The sequence below is a fragment of the Streptomyces sp. NP160 genome (assembly GCF_006335115.1).
Taxonomy (GTDB): Bacteria; Actinomycetota; Actinomycetes; order Actinomycetales; family Quadrisphaeraceae; genus Quadrisphaera.
The window spans coordinates 61,213-80,143 of the sequence record NZ_VDMJ01000002.1 but is presented as its reverse complement, the minus strand read 5'-3'; the positions used below and the strand labels follow the sequence as shown (position 1 = coordinate 80,143).

The window sequence follows — 18,931 nt, the reverse complement described above, 5'->3', positions numbered from 1 at the left end:
GGGCCATGGCGACCGATCCGCGCGCGGCCCTCGACCGACTCGTCGCTGCGCTGGAGGCCCACCTGGCAGCCGCCCAGCGGCGCCACGGTGACGACGACCCCGCGGTCGAGGCGGCCTACACCGCCCTGGCCGACGCGTTCGAGGTGTACGAGGAGTCCCTCTACACCGCGTACGAGGAGGTCACCCCCTTCGAGCTCTTCGACGAGGACGACGAGGACGAGGACGACCTCGACGAGGACGACGAGGACGACGACCTCGACGACGACGCCCCCGAGGACGGCGCCGACGACCTCGGCGGCAGCACCGGCCCGGGAGCCGGCGGTCGCCCCAGCCGGCGCTGAGCCGGCCGGGGCGCCTCAGCCGGCGCTGTGCCGGTCCGGGCGCCTCAGCCGGCGCTGAGCTCGTCGAGCACCGCGCGGATCTCCGCGGGGAGCTCGAGCTCGGCGGCCGACAGGCTCCCCAGCAGCTGGCCCGGCGTGCGGGCGCCCACCACGGCGCTGGCCACGCCGGGGTGGTCCCGCACCCACGCGAGGGCGACCTCCAGGGGTGCCGCCCCGAGCCCGTCGGCGGCGGTGGCCACGGCCTGCGCCACCCGGCGCGACCCCGCCCCCAGGTAGGGCTGCACCCAGGCGGCCAGGTGCTCGGACGCCGCGCGAGAGTCCGACGGGGTGCTCGTGCGGTACTTGCCCGTGAGCACCCCGCGGCCCAGCGGCGCCCAGGCGAGCACGCCGAGGCCGTGGTGCGCGGCGGCGGGCAGCACGTCCGCGTGGTCGCCGGCGAGCACGCTGAGCTCCACCCCCGCGGCCACGAGCGGCTGGCCCGCCGCGCGCGCCGCGGCGGCCGCCGTCGCCAGCTGCCAGCCCGAGTGGTCGCCGACCCCGCCGTAGCGGGCCCTGCCGCTGCTCACGGCACGGACCAGGGCCGCGGCGACCTCCTCCGGCGGGGTGCGCCCGTCCCAGGCGTGCACCATCCACACGTCCACGTGGTCGGTGCCCAGCCGCGCCAGGGAGGCGTCCAGACCGGCCAGCAGCGCGCGGGCCGAGGTGTCCGGTCCCGGGCGGCGGGCGCGGCCCGACTTGGTCACCAGCACCACCTCGTCGCGCGGGACGACGTCCCCCAGGAGCTCGCCGAGCAGCTGCTCGGCGGCCCCGCCGCCGTAGACGTCGGCGGTGTCGACGAGGGTGCCTCCGGCCTCGACGAACGGCACCAGCAGGTCCCGCGCCTCGTGGGCGTCGGTCACGCCGTCGCTGCCCCAGCCCATGGTGCCCAGACCGAGCGCCGAGACGCGCAGCCCCGACCTTCCGACGGTGCGCTGCTCCACCGCGGCAACGTAGCGTCACCGCCGTCGCACCGGTCGGAGGGCCCGACCGAGCACCCCCTAGGGTCGGCGCGCATGAGGCTGGCGCTGTCGCTGGGGTACTTCGGCTCCGACCGCCCCCTGGCCGACCAGGCCGCCGGTGCGCTGGCCCTGGCGCAGCGCGCCGAGCAGCACGGCTTCGCCTCGGTGTGGGCCAGCGAGGCGTACGGCTCCGACGCGGTGAGCGTGCTGGCCTGGCTGGCCGGGCAGACCCGCACCATCGGGCTGGGCAGCGCGGTGCTGCAGCTCCCGGCCCGCAGCGCCGCGGCCACGGCCATGACCGCCGCCACCCTCGACGGGATCTCCGGCGGTCGGTTCAGCCTGGGTCTGGGCGTGTCCGGCCCGCAGGTCTCCGAGGGCTGGCACGGGGTGGCGTTCGCCCAGCCGCTGGCGCGCACCCGCGCCTACCTGGCCGACGTGCGCCGCGCCCTGGCCCGCGAGCCCGGGCTGCACGGCGCCTCCCGGCTGCGGCTGTCCCTGCCGGCCCCGCGCCCCGACCTGCCGCTGCTGCTGGCCGCCGTGGGCCCGAAGAACGTGGAGCTGGCGGGGGAGCTGGCCGACGGCTGGCTGCCGGCGTTCCTGGTGCCCGAGGCCGCCGGCGAGCAGCTGGAGGCGCTGGCGCGCGGACGCGCGCGCTGCGAGCTGCCCGGCGGCCCGGACCGGCCCGTCGACGTCGTCGCCACCGTCACCGCCATGGTGGTGCCGGAGGGCGCCGACCTCGACGACCCGGCCGTCGCGGCCCCGCTGCGCGCGCACACGGCGCTGTACCTGGGCGGCATGGGCAGCCGCGAGAAGAACGTCTACGCCGAGCAGGCCGCTCGCCTGGGCCACGGCGCCGCCGCAGCGGCGGTCCAGGACGCCTACCTGTCCGGTGACCGCGCCCGCGCGGCGGCCCTGGTGCCCACCGAGCTGCTGCGCGCGGCGTGCCTGCTGGGCACCCCGGAGCAGCTGCGCGAGCGGCTGGCCGCCTACGGGGCGGCCGGCGTCGGCACCGTGGCGGTGGCCCCGATGGCCCCCAAGGCGGCCGAGCGGCTGGACCTCCTCGACGCGCTGGCCCCTACAGCCACCCCGACCGCTTGAACGCCCGCCACAGCACCAGGCACACCAGCGCCATGAGGCCGAGCGCGTACGGGTAGCCGTAGTGCCACCTCAGCTCGGGGATCACGTCGAAGTTCATGCCGTAGATCCCGGCGATGAGCGTGGGCACCAGCGCCATCGCCGCCCACGCGGAGATCTTGCGCGAGTCCGCGTTCTGCTGCACCGACACCTGCGCCAGGTGCACGTTGAGGATGTCCGTCAGGGAGCGCTCGTAGCCCGCCACGCGCTCCTCCGTGCGCGTGAGGTGGTCGAGCACGTCGGCGAAGAAGGGCCTCAGCCGCTTGGTCACCCCCGTGACCTCCCCGCGCGCCAGCGAGGCGACCGGCTCCACCAGCGGCGCCACCGCCCGGCGGGCCTCGGAGACCTCCCGCTTGAGGCGGTAGATCTCCGCCGCGTCGACGTCTCCGGGGGCGCGCCCGCCGCTCGCGGTGAACACCCGGCGCTCGAGCTCGTCGAGGTCGTCGCCCAGCTCGTCGGCCACCACCACGAAGTGGTCGACCACGGCGTCCAGCACCCCGTGCAGCGCCCCCATGGCGCTGGCCCGCAGCGGACCCGGCGCGCCGTCCAGCCCGTAGCGAACGCCCTTCAGCGGCGTGTGGCCGCCGCGGCGCACGCTCACCACGTAGTGCGGTCCCACGAACATCGTCAGCTCGCGGGTCTCCACGCTGGAGGTGGCGTCGTCGTACTCCAGGGGCCGCAGCACCACGAGCAGGGTGTCGTCGTCGTAGCGGTCCACCTTGGGCCGCTGGCCGCCGTGCACCGCGTCCTCGACGGCGAGGGGGTGCAGGTGCAGCTGGTGGGCCAGGCGCTGCAGCTCGGCGGGGTCGGGCTCGTCCATGCCGATCCACACGAAGCCCTCGCCGCCGTCGCGGCAGCTGCTCAGCGCCTGCGGCCAGTCGTCCACCTGGTGGTGGCCCTCGGCGTCCCACACCCACGTCCCCACGATCACGGCCACCATCCTCGCCGGGGCGGTTCAAGGTCGGCACCCGACGTGCCGATGAGCAGGCGTGGCCCCCGTGCGGGAGAGGTGCGGCAGCCGCGGCGGACGCAGCACCGTCGCGGCGCTCGGTGCTGCCGCCGTGCTGGCGCTCACCGCCGCCTGCGTCCCGCTCGGCCCCTTCGGGGGTCCGACGGACGCCGCCACGCCCGACCGGCCGCTGTCGACGGCGGCGACCGACCCCGGCCAGGCGTCCGTGCTCGGCTCCGGCGTGCCGGAGCCGGAGCCCACCACGCCGTTCCCGGCACCGGCCACCATCGCCGACCCGTACTGGAACCTCACCCCGCCCCCGGTCGTCACCGCGACCCCCACCCCCACGGCCACCGCCAGCGGGACGCCGGGGTGCGACCTGCGCACCCGCCGCACGGTGCCCTTCCAGGCCGTCGGCGCGCCCGGGCAGGCCACGCTCAGCTGGTACAGCCACGGCGGCGGCTCGCTGCGGGGCTGGAGGGTGGCGGTGGTGCCGCAGCAGCTGGTCAGCGGCGACCAGCCGCCCCTGCGCTGGCAGGACGTCGCCGCGCCTGACGGCTGCGTCCTGGTCTCCACCACCATCACCGGGCTGGCCAGCGGCCAGACCTACTCCTTCTGGCTCCACGCGCAGATCGCCACGCCCCTCGACCCCGGCGGCACCCTGGAGATGGTGGGGCGCACGACCCCCCTCGTGGTCCCCTGAGCCGGGCGGAGCCCGGGTGGCGGACGCGCTGACGTAGCGTTCCGGCGTGCCCGTCCTCCTGCTGGTCCGCCACGGCCGCACCGCCGCCAACACCGGAGGCGTGCTGGCCGGGCGCACCCCCGGCGTCACCCTCGACGACACCGGCCGCGCCCAGGTCTCCGCGCTCGCGCAGCGGCTGGCCCCGCTGCCGCTGGTGCGCGTGGTCTCCTCCCCGCTGCAGCGCTGCCAGGAGACGGCGGCCGCGCTGCTGGACGTGGCCGGGCCCGACGGGGCCCCGCGGCCGGAGCTGGTCACCGACGAGGGCCTGTCGGAGTGCGACTACGGCGACTGGACCGGTCGGCCCATCGCCGAGCTGACCAAGGAGCCGCTGTGGGGCGCCGTGCAGGCCCACCCCAGCTCGGTGGTCTTCCCCGGTGGGGAGTCGATGCGCCAGATGCAGCAGCGCGCCCTCGACGTGGTCCGCCGCACCGACGCCGAGGTGGCCGCCGCGCACGGGCCCGACGCCGTGTGGGCGGCGGTCAGCCACGGCGACGTCATCAAGGCCGTGCTCGCGGACGCCCTCGGGGTGCACCTGGACGGCTTCCAGCGCATCGTCGTCGACCCGGCGTCGGTCTCGGTGGTGCGGTACACGCCGCTGCGCCCCTTCGCGGTGCGCACCAACGACACCGGAGGCGACGTGTCCACCCTCCTGCCCCCTCCGCCGAAGGCCGACGCCGAGGACCAGCCGTCTGCGCCGTCGTCGTCCCCCTCCTCCGACGCCGTCATCGGTGGTGGCGCCGGGGGCGGGCGCTGAGCGGGAGGTAGGTTCGCCGTCATGCCCCGGCAGGTCTTCGACTTCGACCCCCCGGAGCGGTTCGTGGCCGGCACCACGGGCCCCCCGGGAGCGCGCACCTTCTTCCTGCAGGCCCGCTCCGGCACCGCGCTGACGTCGGTGGCGCTGGAGAAGGCCCAGGTCTCCGCCCTCGCCGAGCGCGTGGAAGAGCTCCTGGACGAGGTGGTGCGCCGCAGCGGGGGAGCGGCCCCGGTGCCCGCGGTCACCCCCGCCGACGCCCGCGACGACGCCCCGCTGGACACCCCCATCGAGGAGGAGTTCCGCGTCGGCACCATGACCCTCGCGTGGGACGGCGAGCGCCAGCTGGTGGTCATCGAGTGCTTCGAGGTCGGCGACGACGACGGCGGCGAGGCGGCCCTCGGCGGCTCCGCCGAGGAGGACCCGCGCTCCCTGCTGCGGGTCAGCCTGACCGGCGCGAGCGCCCGCGCGTTCTGCAGCCGGGCGCTGGCCGTGGTGGCGGCCGGCAGGCCCCCGTGCCCGTTCTGCGGGGACCCGCTCGACCCGGCCGGGCACGTGTGCCCGCGCGCCAACGGGTACCGCCGCTGAGCAGCGACCAGCCGGACCGCGTCCCCGCGGACCCGCAGGAGGTCCTCGAGCTCCTGGGGACCGGCGAGCTGGAGGTCACCGGCCGCGTCCTCGGCGCCTCCAACACCACCCTGCTCGCCCGGGCCAGCTCGGGGGAGCGGTCCCTGGCGTGCGTCTACAAGCCCGTCGCGGGCGAGGCCCCGCTGTGGGACTTCCCCGACGGCACCCTCGCCGGGCGCGAGGTCGCGGCGGCGCTCGTCTCCGAGGCCGCCGGGTGGGGCGTGGTCCCGCCGACCGTGCTGCGGGAGGGCGAGTTCGGCCTCGGGTCGGTGCAGGCGTGGGTGGGCCCCGGGCCCGACATCGCCGGCGAGAGCGCCCCCGAGCCGGGCGCGGGCGTCATCGACGTCGTCCAGCCCTCGCGGGTGCCGCGGGGCTGGCTCACCGTGGTGCAGGGCGAGGGCTACCGCGGGGAGGCCGTCTCGCTCGTGCACGCCGACGACCCGGCCCTGGCGCGCATGGCGGCCTTCGACGCCGTGGTCAACAACGCCGACCGCAAGGGCGGCCACGTGCTGCGCGGCCTGGACGGCGGCGTCCGCGGCGTCGACCACGGCCTGACCTTCCACTCCGACCCCAAGCTGCGGACCGTGCTGTGGGGGTGGGCCGGGAAGCCCTTCCCCGACGACGTCGTGGCGCTGCTGGAGGCCACGGCCGCAGCGCTCGACGGCGAGCTGGCGGAGGTCCTGTCCACCCTGCTCACCGACGACGAGCTGCTGGCCGCGGAGCTGCGCGTGGAGCGGCTCCTCCAGCGGCGGCGCTTCCCGAAGCCGCCGCCGGGCGGCCGGGCGCTGCCCTGGCCGCCCTTCTGACGAGCGCCCCCCTCGGCGCTGGGTAGGGTCGCGGGCGATGCACCCCTGGTCAGCCCCCGCCGTCCCCCAGCTCCCCGGCAGGGGGGGCCCCGTGCGCGTGCACGACACCTCCACCGGTGAGCTGCAGGTCGCCGCGCCCGGCCCGAAGGCCCGCCTCTACGTCTGCGGCATCACCCCGTACGACGCGACGCACCTCGGCCACGCGGCCACCTACCTGGCCTTCGACCTGCTGCAGCGGGCCTGGCGCGACTCCGGCCTGCAGGTGCGGTACGCCCAGAACGTCACCGACGTCGACGACCCGCTGCTGGAGCGGGCCACCCGCGACGGCGTGGACTGGCGCGAGCTGGCGGCCTCCCAGGTGGACCTGTTCGCCTCCGACATGGAGGCCCTGCGGGTGCTGCCGCCCGACGCGTGGGTGGGTGCCGTGGAGGCCATCCCGAGGATCGCCGCCACCGTCCGCGCCATGCTGGCCCGGGGCGCCGCGTACACCCTCGCCCCGGAGGAGGGGTGCGAGCACGGGGACGTCTACGCCGACCTCTCCGCGGACCCCGGCTTCGGCGCCGTCGCGCACCTGGCCCGCGAGCAGATGCTGGCGCTGTCCGCCGAGCGCGGGGGAGACCCGCAGCGCCCCGGCAAGCGCGACCCGCTCGACCCGCTGCTGTGGCGCGCCGCCCGCGAGGGCGAGCCCCACTGGGACGGCGGCACCCTGGGGGCCGGGCGTCCCGGCTGGCACGTGGAGTGCACCGTCATCGCCGCCGACGACCTCGGCTCCGGCTTCGACGTGCAGGGCGGTGGCTCCGACCTCGCCTTCCCCCACCACGAGATGAGCGCCAGCCACGGCGCGGTGCTGTACGGCCCGCCCTTCGCCGGCGTGTACGCGCACGCCGGCATGGTCGGCCTCGACGGCGAGAAGATGAGCAAGTCCAAGGGCAACCTCGTGCTCGTCTCCCGGCTGCGCGCCGCCGGGGTGGAGCCCGCCGCGGTGCGCCTGGCGGTCCTCGCCCACCACTACCGCTCGGACTGGTCCTGGACGCAGGCCGGCCTCGACGACGCCGCGGAGCGCCTCGTGCGGTGGCGCGCCGCGGTGGCCGTCGGCGGCGACTCCGAGCAGGACGCCGTCCTGGCGGACCTGCGCGCCCGCCTCGCCGACGACCTCGACGCCCCGGGCGCCCTCGCCGTCCTCGACGCCTGGGCCTCCACCGCGCTGGCGGCCCCCGGCGGCGCGGAGTCGGGCCAGCGGGCGGACCTGGTGGCTGACGCCGTCGACGCCCTGCTCGGCATCGCCCTCTGATGCTCTGACACCGCGCGTGCGGAGAACAGGNNCCTGTTCTCCGCACGCGCGGGCCAGCTCGGTCAGCAGCCGCGGCACCTCCAGCAGCACGGCGACGTGCCCGGCTCCGTCGACGCGGACCAGTCGCGCACCGGGCACCGCGGACGCCAGCGACTCGCCGTGCGCGGGGGGCACCACGAGGTCGTCGCGCCCGTGCGCCAGGACCACCGGCACCCCCGCCAGGAGCGCCAGGTCGACGCCCCACGGCGCGACGAGCGCGAGGTCGTCGTCGACCTGCCCGTCCGGCACGCCCGGAGAGCCGTCGGCGCGCGGAGCGGCAGCCGCGCTCGCAGCCTGCGCGTCGTCACCGACGGCGCCCCAGGGTCCCTCCAGGGCCGCCCAGTCCGAGGCGGTGAACTGCGCCGGGTCGAACTCCTCGACCAGCGCCAGCCGCTCGCGCGCCTCCCGGCCGGCCGCCGCAGCGCGCAGCGCAGCCGGGAAGGCCATCCCGCGGAACCACGCGTCGTCGTCCTGAGCGCCCTCCAGGAGCGTCCGCGGCGCCGGGCTGGCCAGGGCCAGCACGCCCACCACCCGCGGCTCGAGGGCCGCTGCGGCCAGGGCGTGCGGGCCCCCGCCGGAGTAGCCGACCACCACCGCGCGCGAGGCGCCGAGGCGGTCCAGTGCTGCGGCGGCGTCGGCGGCGCCGTCGGCCACCACCCGCCCGGGCCGGCGCTCCCGACCGGCGTACCCGGGGCGCGGCCAGGACGCCACGGGCAGGCCCGCGGCGTCGCAGGCCGCGCGCAGCGGGGCCGGGACGGCCCCCGTGGAGGGGGAGCCGCCGCACCACAGCACCGCGTCGACGCCCACGGCCGGGCCTCAGCCGCCGGTCAGCCCGTCCTTGCCCTCGTCGGGCCGTCGGCGCAGGTACCGCTCGAACTCCCGCGCGATGGCCTCCCCGGAGGCCTCGGGGAGGTCTGCGGTGTCCTTGGCCTCCTCGAGCTGGCGGACGTACTCGCCGATCTCGGCGTCCTCGCCGGCCAGCTCGTCCACGCCGTGCTCCCAGGCGCGGGCGTCGTCGGTGAGGTCGCCCAGGGGCACCGGCTCGCCGAGGACCTCCTCGATGCGGCCCAGCAGCGCCAGCACCGCCTTGGGGGAGGGCGACTGGCCCACGTAGTGCGGCACGGCCGCCCACAGGCTCAGCGACGGCAGTCCGGCGCTGGCGGCGGCCTCGGAGACCACGCCGACGATGCCGGTGGGGCCCTCGTAGGTCGACCGCTCGAGCGAGAGGCGGCGCAGCAGGTCGTCGTCGTCGGTGGTGGAGGAGATGGGGATCGGGCGGGTGTGGGGGACGTCGGCGAGCAGCGCGCCCATGGTGATCACCGTCTCGACGCCGAGGGCGCGGGCGTGCTCGAGCAGCTCGCCGGTGTAGCGGCGCCAGCGCATCGACGGCTCGATGCCGTGCACGAGCACCACGGTGCGGCCGCTGGCCGGCGCGGTGGCCGCGAAGATCCGCGTGGTGGGCCAGGTGATGGTGCGCCGGCCGTCGTCGTCGAGGCTCACCTGCGGCCGGTTGACCTGGAAGTCGTGGTACTCCTCGGGGTCGAGCTCCGCGACCTGCTCCGCGCCCCAGACGCGGCGCAGGTGGTCGAGCGCGCCGCTGGCGGCCTCGCCCGCGTCGTTCCAGCCCTCGAACGCCGCGAGCATCACCGGCTCGGCGAGCGGGTGCTCCTCAGGTGCCACGTCTGCCTCCCGTCAGCGCCCCCGTCTGCAGGGCGCCACGCGGCCAGCCTAGGCGGGGGGTGGGTCCGAGGGCGGAGGCGGCGGGCGGCGCGCTCACCCGCCAGGACGACGCCGCGACGCCCACCCGGCCCTAGCGTGGCCGGGTGATGGAGCGGGACCCCCGTCGCCCCGGAGGGGTGCGCGGCCGCGTCGACGCCTCCGAGGCGTGGGTGAGGACCCACCCCGTGGTGGTCGACGCGGCCCTCTTCTGCCCCCTCGCGCTGCTGCTCGCGGCGATCTTCGCCTCCGGCGCATCGCCCTGGCAGGCGCTGGCCGCGCTGCTGCAGGTGGGCGTGCTCGCGCTGCGACGCGCACGGCCGGTGGTCACCGCCGTCGTCGTCGACGCGGTCGCCGCGGCCCACCTGCTCACCGGTCTGGCGGCCGGCAGCTCGGGCGAGGCGCTGCTGGTCTCCCCGTCCGACGCGGCGGTGCTGGTGGCGCTCTACTCCGTGGCGGCGCACGGGCCCCGGTGGGCCCGCTACTGGGGCCTGGTCGTGGCGCTGGCCGGGGCCCTCGGGCTCGGGGTGGCGCTGGGCCGGGCGTCGGGGGACGTCGGCGAGGCCCTCGTGGTGGTGGTCGCGGTGACGGTGACCGCGGGGGTGCTGGCGCTGCTGGCGTGGACCCTGGGGCAGTGGCGCCGCACGCGCCTGGCGCACGTGCGCACGCTGGAGGAGCGCGCCCGCGGCGTGGAGACCGAGCGCGAGCAGCTGCAGGCGCTGGCCGCCGCCGCCGAGCGCGCGCGGATCGCCCGGGAGATGCACGACGTCGTCGCCCACTCCCTGTCGGTGGTGATCGCCCAGGCCGACGGCGGGCGGTACGCCGCCGCGGCCGACCCCGCCGCCGCGGTGCGCGCCCTGGAGTCCGTGGCCGCCACCGGCCGGGCGGCGCTCACCGACATGCGCCGGCTCCTCGGGGTGCTCCGGGAGGACGGCGGCGCCGTCTTCGAGCCGCAGCCGGGCGTCGAGGACGTGCCCGCTCTGGTCGCCTCCGTGCGGGCCAGCGGGCTGCCGGTGGCCCTGGTGACCACCGGGGAGGCGCGCCAGCTGCCCGCCGGGGCGGGCCTGGCGGTCTACCGCGTGGTCCAGGAGGGCCTGACGAACGTGCTCAAGCACGGCGGGCCGTCGGCCCGGGCGACCGTGCGGCTGCACTGGGGGCCCGGGCGGCTGGAGGCGCACGTCGAGGACGACGGCCGCGGGGCGTCGGCCACCGTCGACGGCGAGGCGCGCGGCGACGGCGTCGGGCGCGGCCTGGCCGGGATGGCGGAGCGGATGGCGCTGTACGGGGGGACCGCTCACGCCGGCCCCCGCAGCGGCGGCGGGTTCGCGGTGCAGGCGGTCCTGCCCGTGCCCTCCTCGGGGCGGAGCCCGGCACCGACGGGGGGTCAGCCGTCGGTATGACGCCGGCGCCGCAGCGGGGGCCCGGGCGCCGATGCGCCGCGGCGCCCGAGGCGCCCATGCTCGACGCATGACCTCGACAGCACCCGCCGCGCCGCCCGCCGGCACGCCGGCGGCCACGGCCGTGGGCCTCACCAAGACCTACGGGCGCGGCCCGGCCGCCGTGCACGCGCTGCGGGGCGTGGACGTCAGCTTCGGGCGGGGCGCCTTCACCGCGATCATGGGCCCGTCGGGCTCGGGCAAGTCCACGCTGCTGCACCTGCTCGCGGGCCTCGACACGGCCACGTCCGGCCGGGTGCTGCTCGGGGAGACCGACCTCACCGAGCTCGGCGACACGGCCCTGACGCTGCTGCGCCGCCAGCGGCTCGGCTTCGTCTTCCAGCAGTTCAACCTCCTGCCGGTGCTCACCGCCGAGCAGAACATCACCCTGCCCCTCGAGCTGGGCGGTCGAGGCGGTGCCAGGCTCGACCGGGAGTGGATGGCGGACCTCGTGGACGTCCTGGGCCTGCGCGAGCGCCTCTCGCACCGGCCCAGCGAGCTGTCCGGCGGCCAGCAGCAGCGCGTGGCCATCGCCCGCGCCCTCATCACCAAGCCCGAGCTGGTGCTCGCCGACGAGCCCACCGGCAACCTCGACTCCCGCTCCGGTGCCGAGGTGCTCGAGTTCCTGCGCCGCAGCGTGCGCGAGCTCGGCCGCACCGTCGTCATGGTCACCCACGACGCGGTGGCGGCCTCCTACGCCGACCGCGTGGTGCTCCTCGCCGACGGCCGGCTCGCCGGGGAGGTCACCGACCCCACCCCCGAGGCCGTCGCGTCCGCCCTCGACGCCCTGCGCACGTCCCTGCCGCCGGCCGGTGGCGCCACGACCACCGGCCAGCTGCGCGCCGTGTCGTCAGCGTCCGGCACCTTCGGCGTCCCGTCCCCCTCCGCGGGGCTGTGATGCTGCGCCTCACGCTGCGCCAGGCCCGCTCGACAGCGGGCCGCCTGCTGCTCGCCGGCGTGGCCGTGGCCCTCGGCACCGGCTTCGTCGCCGCCGTCCTGCTCACGTCGGCGCTGTTCACGCGCACCGTCGCCGCCACCGTCGCCGCCCAGTACACCGGTGCCGACGTCGTGGTGCGCACCAACGGCGCTCCCCTCTCCGAGAGCCAGGTGGCGGACCTGCGCGGCGTGCCGGGCGTCGGCGCTGCAGAGGGGCGCGTCGACGCCGGTGTCCAGCTGGTGGGCGCTGCCGGCACCGAGTACACCGCGCTGCGCAGCACGTCCTCCGCCCCCGAGCTCGCCGGGGCGGACCGGGACCAGCTGCTGTCCGGCGCGCTCCCCGCGGCACCCGGCCAGGTGGCCGTGGCAAGGTCCACCGCCGAGCGCCTCGGCGTGCAGGTCGGCGGATCGCTCGCGGTGCGGACCCAGCCGTCGACCACGGCCGACGCGGGCGCCACCGAGGCCGGCGGCGCGCCCGACCCGGTCGACGTCCCGGTCGAGGTGGTCGGTCTGCTCGACGACGACGCCGGCGGTCTGTTCGGTGCGGTCAGCGCGACGCTGGCCACCCCGGCCGACGCCCTCAACTGGTCGGCCGACGCCCACGGAGACCTGTCCGCTGGCGCTCCGACCACCGGGTACACGACAGCCCTGGTGATCGACACCGCCGGCAGCGACCCCGAGCAGGTCCGCGACGCGGTGGCGCAGCGGCTGGAGGACGCGGGGCTGGTGGCCCAGACCGGCGACTGGGACCCCTCCCAGGGGTGGACGGGCGACGCACCGCCGGCCGACGTCCTCACCGTGCAGCAGGTCGTCGACAGGTCCGTGGACGACGCCCTCGGGGGCACCCGCATCCTCACCGGGGTGGTGCTGGCGTTCGCCGCCGTCGCCCTCGTCGTGGCCACCACGGTGATCACCAACACCTTCTCCGTGCTCGTCGCGCAGCGCACCCGGCAGCTCGCGCTGCTGCGCTGCGTGGGCGCCACGAAGGGCCAGGTGCGGCGCGGCGTGCTCGCAGAAGCCGCGGTGCTGGGCGTGGTCGCCTCGGTGGTCGGGGTGCTCGCGGGCACCGCGCTGTCAGTCGCCGCCGCGCAGGTCCTGGCGCGCCACGCCGCTGGCGTCCCCGTGCCCGACGGCGTCGTGCTCACCACGTCCGCCGTCCTGGCGCCGCTGGCTGTCGGGACCCTGGCCACGGTGCTCGCGGCGTGGGTGCCCGCGCGCGCCGCCACCCGCGTCTCCCCGCTCGAGGCGCTGCGCCCGCTGAACGCGCCCGACCTGCGCCTCCGCGCCTCGCGGGTGCGCCTGGTCTCCGCCCTGCTGCTCCTGCTCGGCGGGGGGACTCTCCTCGTGGTGGGGGTGCTGTTCGCCACCGGGTCCTTCAACGAGCTCCTCGGCCTGCAGGGGACCGGGCAGGAGGTCACCTCGTGGGGCGTCGCTGCGGCGGTGCTGGGCGGCACGGCGTCCTTCACAGGGGTGCTGCTGGGAGCGGTCTTCCTGGTCCCGCGGACGGTCTCCCTGGTCGGGCTCCTGGTGGCCCGCGCCGGTGGCGCCCCCTCGCGCCTGGCCGCGCTCAACGCCGTTCGCAACCCCCGCAGGACGGCCTCCACGGCGGGTGCGCTGCTCATCGGCACCACGCTCGTCGCCCTCATGGTGGTGGGGGCGGCGACCACCAGCCGCACGCTGTCCGCAGCCCTCGACCGCCAGTTCCCGGTCGACGTCACGGTGAGCGCCGTCCCGGACTACACCGCCGACGGTCGCGCGCTGCCCTCGGACCTCGACCCCGCCCTGGTGAGCGCCGCGCGCGCGGTGCCGGGAGTCGGGGCGACCGCGCTGCTGACCACCGGCGAGGTGACCACGCACGGGGGGCCGGGCGCCAGCCCGGACGGTGCGACCTTCGACCTCGAGGTGGTCTCTGCGCCGCGCGAGGACCTCGAGGGGGTGCTGGTCCGCCCCGCGGACGTCGCCCCGCTCGCGCCGGGCACCGCCGTGCTGTCCCGGGAGACAGCGCAACGGGTCGGGGTCCGCGACGGCGGCGAGCTCCTCCTCACCGCGGTGTCCGCGGTCTGGGCGGACGACGGCACCGTGGGCGCGGACGGCTCCGGCTCGCCGGGGGCCGCTCAGCCGGCGCCGCCCGAGCTCGAGGTCCGGGTGGCTGTCACCGACCTCGGTGGTCGGCAGGTGGTCCTCGCCCCGGAGGACGCCGCGGCCCTGCAGCTGACGGCCACGCAGGACGGCGGGCTGCGCGACCTGTGGCTGCGGACCGACCCCGGAGCGGACCCGGTGGAGGTGGCCGGGGCGGTCCAGAGCGCCGTCGGCGACGCCACCGGACCCGGTGCCGTCTCGACCGCGGGGGACGCCTACGCCTCAGCGGTGTCCGTGAGCGGGCTCGCGGCCGAGCGGGCCGGCTACCAGCGCGTCATCGACACGATGCTGCTCGTGGTGGTCGGCCTGCTCGCCGTCGCCGTCGTCATCGCCCTCGTGGGGGTGGCCAACACCCTCAGCCTGTCCGTGATCGAGAGGACCCGCGAGAACGCCGTGCTGCGAGCCCTGGGGCTGACCCGGGGGCAGCTGCGGCGGATGCTGGCGCTCGAGGGAGCCCTGGTGGCGGGCGTCGGCGGCCTGCTCGGCGTGGTGCTGGGATCGCTGTACGGCTGGGCCGGGGCGGCCTCGCTCCTCGGCGGCGTCGCCGCCGCGGGCGGAGACGCCGTCTGGACGCCGTCGGTGCCGTGGGCTCGCCTCGGGCTGCTGCTCGCCGTCGCCGTCGTCGCGGGTCTGCTGGCCTCGGTGCTGCCCGCGCGGCGGGCCGTGCGCACGCCGCCGGTCGCCGCACTGGCCGACCAGTGACCAGCGCTAGGTTCGACGCCGTGGCACCAGGAGACGACGTCATCAGGGTCCTCCTCGTCGACGACCAGCAGCTGCTGCGCGCCGGCTTCCGCATGGTCATCGACTCCCAGCCCGACCTGCAGGTGGTGGGGGAGGCCGGGGACGGCGAGCAGGCCGTCTCGATGGCCCGCGCGGTCACACCGGACGTGGTGCTCATGGACGTGCGGATGCCCCGGGTCGACGGCATCGAGGCCACCGCCCGCATCACCGCGTCGCTGCCGGCCTCCAAGGTGGTGGTGCTGACCACCTTCGACATCGACGAGTACGCGCTCGCGGCGATCCGCGCGGGCGCCAGCGGCTTCCTCCTCAAGGACGCCCCGCCGGAGGAGCTGCTGGCCGCCGTGCGCACCGTGCACGCCGGAGACGCCGTCATCGCACCCTCCACCACGCGGCGCCTCCTCGAGCACGTGGCCCCGCTGCTGGCCGCCGAAGGAGCCGTCGACGGCGGGGAGACCACCGCCCTCGACGCCCTCACCGACCGGGAGCGGGAGGTGCTGGTGCTCATGGCCCGCGGCCGGTCCAACACCGAGATCGCCGGCGACCTCCACGTCGCCGAGGCCACGGTCAAGACGCACGTGGGCCGGGTGCTCGCCAAGCTCGGCGCCCGCGACCGCGTCCAGGCCGTGGTCACCGCCTACGAGACGGGCCTGGTCCGGCCCGGCGGGTAGCGTCGCCGCACGTGAGCGACGCCCCCCTCGACACCAGCGCCCGCCCCGCCGGCGCCCACCCTCTGCCGCAGGCGGTGCTGTGGGACATGGACGGCACCCTCGTCGACACCGAGCCGTACTGGTTCGAGGCCGAGTTCGCCCTGGTCGCGGAGCACGGAGGGTCGTGGTCGGAGGACCAGGCCCGCTCGCTGGTCGGCTCGGACCTGCGCGAGTCCGCCCGCCGGCTGCGCACCGAGGGCGGGGTCGACCTGGTCATCGACGAGGTCGTCGCCGCGCTCCTGCGCCGCGTGGTGGAGCAGTTCCGCGCCGACGTGCCCTGGCGCCCCGGGGCCCGCGAGCTGCTCACCGCCGTCCGCCAGGCCGGTGTCCCCTGCGCCCTGGTGACCATGTCCTGGAGGGTGCTCGCCGACGAGCTGGTCGCCCTCCTGCCCGAGGGCACCTTCGCCGCCGTGGTCACCGGGGACGCCGTGAAGCGCGGCAAGCCCGCCCCCGACCCCTACCTCGAGGCCGCCCGCCGCCTCGGCGTCGACCCCGCCCGCTGCGTGGCCCTGGAGGACTCCACCACCGGCGTCACCAGCGCGCTCGCGGCCGGCGTCCCGACCGTCGGCGTCCCGTGCGTCGTGGAGCTGGAGGCCCGGCCCGGTCTGGTGCGCGTCGCCTCCCTGGAGGGGCGCGACCTCACGTGGCTGGCGGCGGTGACCGCCGGTGCCGCGCCCGACGAGGGCGCCTCGGCGCCGCTGCACCGCTGACGGCGCGGCGGCCGGCGGGTGGCGAGCGCGTGACCGGATCGTGACCTCTCAGTCGCACCCCAGGGTGTTCGCAGGTCCATCGACGGCCTAACGTGCTCGGCGCCGCTGATTCAGCACCGTTGACGCGGCCCGACCGTCGACGCTCGAGGAGATCCCTGTGCGAGCCACCCGCCCTGCACGTCACCGTGCACCGCGCCTGCTGGGAGCGGCAGCCGCCGTCCTGGCCACCGCCGTCGCCCTGACCGGCTGCGCGCAGAGCCAGCGCGACACGTCCAGCAGCGACGGTTCGTCCGGCTCCGGCTCCGGGGGCGGCACGTTCGTCTTCGCGGCCTCCTCCGACCCGGTCATGCTCGACCCGGCGTTCGCCTCGGACGGCGAGACCTTCCGCGTGGCGCGGCAGATCTTCGAGGGCCTGGTGGGCACGCAGCCCGGCACCGCTGACCCCGCCCCGCTGCTGGCGGAGAAGTGGACCGGCAGCGCTGACGGCCTGACCTGGACCTTCGACCTCAAGCAGGGCGTGAAGTTCTCCGACGGCACCGACTTCAACGGCGAGGCGGTCTGCGCCAACTTCGACCGCTGGTACAACTGGTCGGGCGTCAACCAGTCCGGGAACATCAGCTACTACTACGGCTCGATCTTCAAGGGCTTCAAGACCAGCGACGACCCGGCCAAGCAGGGCGGCATCTACGGCGGCTGCACCGCGCCGTCCGCGAACCAGGCCGTGGTCACCCTGACCCAGCCGTTCGCCGGCTTCGTCCAGGCGCTGTCCCTGCCGGCCTTCTCCATGCAGAGCCCCACGGCGATGCAGGAGTACGACGCCGACAACACCGGCGGCACCGAGGACGACCCGCGCTTCTCCTCCTACGCCACCGAGCACCCCACGGGCACCGGGCCCTTCGTCCTGGACTCCTGGGACCGCGGCCAGCAGGTCACGCTGAAGCCGAACGAGAGCTACTGGGGCGACAAGCCCAAGGTCGACGAGGTCATCATCCGGACCATCGCCGACGGCAACGCCCGCCTGCAGGCGCTGCAGGCCGGTGACATCGACGGCTACGACCTCGTGGCGCCCGGTGACATCGAGGGCCTGAAGTCCGGTGGGTTCCAGGTGGTGAACCGCCCGGCGTTCAACATCCTCTACCTGGGCTTCAACCAGGCGGACCCGGCGCTGGCCGACGTCCGCGTGCGCCAGGCGATCTCCTACGCGATCGACAAGAACGCGGTCATCAGCCAGTCGCTGCCCGAGGGCAGCGAGCCGGCGATCGAGTTCATCCCCGACACGGTGGCGGGCTACAACCCCGACGTCACGACCTACGACTACGACCCGGAGCGGGCCAAGCAGCTGCTCGCCGAGGCCGGCCAGTCGAACCTGACGATCGACTTCAACTACCCGACCGACGTCTCCCGCCCGTACATGCCGAGCCCGGAGGCCACCTTCACGGCCATCCAGAGCCAGCTGCAGGCCGTCGGCATCACCGTCAACCCGGTGGCGAACAAGTGGAGCCCGGACTACCTGGACAAGATCCAGGGCGGCTCCGACCACGGCATCCACCTGCTGGGCTGGACCGGCGACTACAACGACCCGGACAACTTCCTCGGCGTCTTCTTCGGCCAGAAGTCCAACGAGTGGGGCTTCGACAACGCCGAGCTGTTCCAGGCGCTGACCGCCGCCCGCGGTCTGCCGACCCGCGACGAGCAGGTCCCGGCGTACCAGCAGATCAACGAGCAGATCGCGCAGTTCGTCCCGGGCGTGCCGATCTCCTCGCCGGTGCCGTCGCTGGCCTTCGCCTCCACGGTCCAGGGCTACCAGCCCTCGCCGGTCCAGGACGAGGTCTGGAACACCATCACCCTGTCCGAGAGCTGAGTGCTCCGGTTCGTCGTCCGGCGCCTGCTGCTGCTGGTGCCGGTGCTGGCGGGGCTCGTGGTCCTGCTCTTCGCATGGCTGCGGGCCCTGCCCGGCGACCCGGCCCGCGCGCTGCTCGGTCAGCGCGCGACGCCGGAGTCGATCGCGCAGGTCAACGCCGCGTACGGCTTCGACCAGCCGCTCCCGGTGCAGTTCGTCACCTACGTGGGGCGGCTGCTCCGGGGCGACCTGGGCTCCTCGAGCTCGTCGGGGGAGCCGGTGCTCGACTCCTTCCTGTCGCGCTTCCCCGCGACCATCGAGCTGAGCGTCGCGGCGCTGCTCTTCGCCGTCGTCCTCGGCATCCCGCTGGGGTACGCGGCGGCGCGGCGCGCCGGCGGCGCGCTGGACACGCTCATGGTGGGCGGCTCGCTGCTCGGCGTGACGATCCCGGTGTTCTTCCTGGCGTACCTGCTGAAGATCGTGTTCTCGCAGTGGCTGCCGTGGCTGCCGACGTCGGGCCGCCAGGACCCGCGCATCGACGCCACGCACGTCACGGGGTTCTACGTGCTCGACGGGATCCTCACGCGGGAGTGGGACGCCAGCTGGGACGCGATCGTCCACCTGGTGCTGCCGGGCATCGCGCTGGGCACCATCCCGCTGGCGATCATCGTGCGCATCACCCGCGCCTCCGTGCTGGAGGTGCTCGGGGAGGACCACGTGCGCACCGCCCGGGCCAAGGGCCTGCCGCGCGCGCTCATCAGCCGCCGGCACGTGCTGCGCAACGCGCTGCTGCCGGTGGTCACCACCATCGGCCTGCAGACGGGCCTGCTGTTCTCCGGGGCGGTGCTCACCGAGTCGGTGTTCGCCTTCAACGGCATCGGCAGCTACCTCTTCCAGGCCATCAGCCAGCTCGACTACGCCGTCCTGCAGGGGTTCATCCTGTTCATCGCCCTGACGTACGCCCTGGTCAACCTGGTCGTGGACGTCCTCTACGGGGTCATCGACCCCCGCGTCAGGCTCTCGTGAGG

General features: G+C 76.2%; 18 protein-coding genes. 14 read left to right on the top strand and 4 right to left on the bottom strand.

What is annotated here, in order from left to right; genetic code table 11:
• Positions 1 to 5: 5 nt before the first annotated feature.
• Positions 6 to 341: a hypothetical protein gene (locus FHN55_RS00575; RefSeq protein WP_139709738.1), complete on the top strand. Its 336-nt coding sequence runs from the start codon at positions 6 to 8 to the stop codon at positions 339 to 341.
• Positions 342 to 385: 44 nt separating this feature from the next.
• Here FHN55_RS00575 and FHN55_RS00570 read toward each other — a convergent pair whose 3' ends face one another.
• Positions 386 to 1,321, bottom strand: a complete 936-nt coding sequence (locus tag FHN55_RS00570) for an aldo/keto reductase (protein WP_139709736.1) — start codon at positions 1,319 to 1,321, stop codon at positions 386 to 388.
• A 72-nt stretch (positions 1,322 to 1,393) separates the two neighbouring features.
• On the opposite strand from FHN55_RS00570, the gene FHN55_RS00565 reads away from it, so the two are divergent.
• On the top strand, positions 1,394 to 2,437 hold the full coding sequence (locus FHN55_RS00565; RefSeq protein ID WP_139709734.1) for an LLM class flavin-dependent oxidoreductase: 1,044 nt from the start codon (positions 1,394 to 1,396) through the stop codon (positions 2,435 to 2,437).
• Here FHN55_RS00565 and FHN55_RS00560 read toward each other — a convergent pair.
• Positions 2,415 to 3,413: a magnesium and cobalt transport protein CorA gene (locus FHN55_RS00560; protein ID WP_139709732.1), complete on the bottom strand. Its 999-nt coding sequence runs from the start codon at positions 3,411 to 3,413 to the stop codon at positions 2,415 to 2,417. The genes FHN55_RS00565 and FHN55_RS00560 overlap by 23 nt on opposite strands.
• A gap of 49 nt (positions 3,414 to 3,462) precedes the next feature.
• On the opposite strand from FHN55_RS00560, the gene FHN55_RS00555 reads away from it, so the two are divergent.
• From FHN55_RS00555 to mshC, 5 genes are read left to right on the top strand one after another with little or no spacing between them, the layout of a single operon-like run.
• Entirely contained in the window at positions 3,463 to 4,125 is a 663-nt protein-coding gene (locus FHN55_RS00555; protein ID WP_139709730.1) for a fibronectin type III domain-containing protein, read from the top strand.
• A gap of 46 nt (positions 4,126 to 4,171) precedes the next feature.
• Positions 4,172 to 4,918, top strand: coding sequence for a histidine phosphatase family protein (locus FHN55_RS00550; RefSeq protein WP_139709728.1), 747 nt, complete (start codon positions 4,172 to 4,174; stop codon positions 4,916 to 4,918).
• A gap of 21 nt (positions 4,919 to 4,939) precedes the next feature.
• Complete coding sequence (locus FHN55_RS00545; protein WP_139709726.1) at positions 4,940 to 5,503, top strand: DUF3090 domain-containing protein; 564 nt, start codon at positions 4,940 to 4,942, stop codon at positions 5,501 to 5,503.
• On the top strand, positions 5,473 to 6,348 hold the full coding sequence (locus FHN55_RS00540; RefSeq protein ID WP_257570591.1) for an SCO1664 family protein: 876 nt from the start codon (positions 5,473 to 5,475) through the stop codon (positions 6,346 to 6,348). Before FHN55_RS00545 ends, FHN55_RS00540 begins: the two co-directional genes overlap by 31 nt.
• Positions 6,349 to 6,385: 37 nt before the next feature.
• Positions 6,386 to 7,639 (top strand): cysteine--1-D-myo-inosityl 2-amino-2-deoxy-alpha-D-glucopyranoside ligase, encoded by a 1,254-nt coding sequence (mshC, locus tag FHN55_RS00535; RefSeq protein ID WP_139709725.1) that lies wholly within the window; start codon positions 6,386 to 6,388, stop codon positions 7,637 to 7,639.
• A 32-nt stretch (positions 7,640 to 7,671) separates the two neighbouring features.
• Here the strand turns inward: mshC and FHN55_RS24210 are convergent.
• A partial coding sequence (locus FHN55_RS24210) for an alpha/beta fold hydrolase (RefSeq protein ID WP_373995685.1) occupies positions 7,672 to 8,389 on the bottom strand: 718 nt, incomplete at its 3' end.
• 105 nt (positions 8,390 to 8,494) lie between these two features.
• Positions 8,495 to 9,358, bottom strand: coding sequence for a PAC2 family protein (locus tag FHN55_RS00525; protein WP_306821774.1), 864 nt, complete (start codon positions 9,356 to 9,358; stop codon positions 8,495 to 8,497).
• Between the two features lie 146 nt (positions 9,359 to 9,504).
• Between FHN55_RS00525 and FHN55_RS00520 the strand changes: the two genes are divergently transcribed.
• From FHN55_RS00520 to FHN55_RS00490, 7 genes are all read left to right on the top strand, one after another.
• On the top strand, positions 9,505 to 10,794 hold the full coding sequence (locus FHN55_RS00520) for a sensor histidine kinase (protein ID WP_139709932.1): 1,290 nt from the start codon (positions 9,505 to 9,507) through the stop codon (positions 10,792 to 10,794).
• Positions 10,795 to 10,861: 67 nt separating this feature from the next.
• Positions 10,862 to 11,728, top strand: coding sequence for an ABC transporter ATP-binding protein (locus FHN55_RS00515; RefSeq protein WP_139709722.1), 867 nt, complete (start codon positions 10,862 to 10,864; stop codon positions 11,726 to 11,728).
• Positions 11,728 to 14,607: an FtsX-like permease family protein gene (locus FHN55_RS00510; protein ID WP_139709720.1), complete on the top strand. Its 2,880-nt coding sequence runs from the start codon at positions 11,728 to 11,730 to the stop codon at positions 14,605 to 14,607. The genes FHN55_RS00515 and FHN55_RS00510 overlap by 1 nt, the downstream gene beginning before the upstream one ends.
• Before the next feature lie 20 nt (positions 14,608 to 14,627).
• Positions 14,628 to 15,314 carry a response regulator transcription factor gene (locus FHN55_RS00505; protein ID WP_257570590.1) on the top strand — a complete coding sequence of 229 codons (687 nt, stop codon included), beginning with the start codon at positions 14,628 to 14,630 and terminating at the stop codon, positions 15,312 to 15,314.
• An 11-nt stretch (positions 15,315 to 15,325) separates the two neighbouring features.
• The gene (locus tag FHN55_RS00500) at positions 15,326 to 16,063 is read left to right on the top strand and encodes an HAD family phosphatase (protein ID WP_218974218.1); all 738 of its coding nucleotides are present in this window, start codon (positions 15,326 to 15,328) and stop codon (positions 16,061 to 16,063) included.
• 157 nt (positions 16,064 to 16,220) lie between these two features.
• Positions 16,221 to 17,924 (top strand): ABC transporter substrate-binding protein, encoded by a 1,704-nt coding sequence (locus tag FHN55_RS00495; protein ID WP_139709719.1) that lies wholly within the window; start codon positions 16,221 to 16,223, stop codon positions 17,922 to 17,924.
• The gene (locus FHN55_RS00490) at positions 17,925 to 18,929 is read left to right on the top strand and encodes an ABC transporter permease (protein WP_139709716.1); all 1,005 of its coding nucleotides are present in this window, start codon (positions 17,925 to 17,927) and stop codon (positions 18,927 to 18,929) included.
• Positions 18,930 to 18,931: the final 2 nt, after the last annotated feature.

Coding starts and splice junctions, on each gene's coding strand:
- FHN55_RS00575 (WP_139709738.1), top strand. CDS start 6: ATGGCGACCGATCCGCGCGCGGCCCTCGACCGACTCGTCGCTGCGCTG.
- FHN55_RS00565 (WP_139709734.1), top strand. CDS start 1,394: ATGAGGCTGGCGCTGTCGCTGGGGTACTTCGGCTCCGACCGCCCCCTG.
- FHN55_RS00560 (WP_139709732.1), bottom strand. CDS start 3,413: ATGGTGGCCGTGATCGTGGGGACGTGGGTGTGGGACGCCGAGGGCCAC.
- FHN55_RS00545 (WP_139709726.1), top strand. CDS start 4,940: ATGCCCCGGCAGGTCTTCGACTTCGACCCCCCGGAGCGGTTCGTGGCC.
- mshC (WP_139709725.1), top strand. CDS start 6,386: ATGCACCCCTGGTCAGCCCCCGCCGTCCCCCAGCTCCCCGGCAGGGGG.
- FHN55_RS00520 (WP_139709932.1), top strand. CDS start 9,505: ATGGAGCGGGACCCCCGTCGCCCCGGAGGGGTGCGCGGCCGCGTCGAC.
- FHN55_RS00515 (WP_139709722.1), top strand. CDS start 10,862: ATGACCTCGACAGCACCCGCCGCGCCGCCCGCCGGCACGCCGGCGGCC.
- FHN55_RS00510 (WP_139709720.1), top strand. CDS start 11,728: ATGCTGCGCCTCACGCTGCGCCAGGCCCGCTCGACAGCGGGCCGCCTG.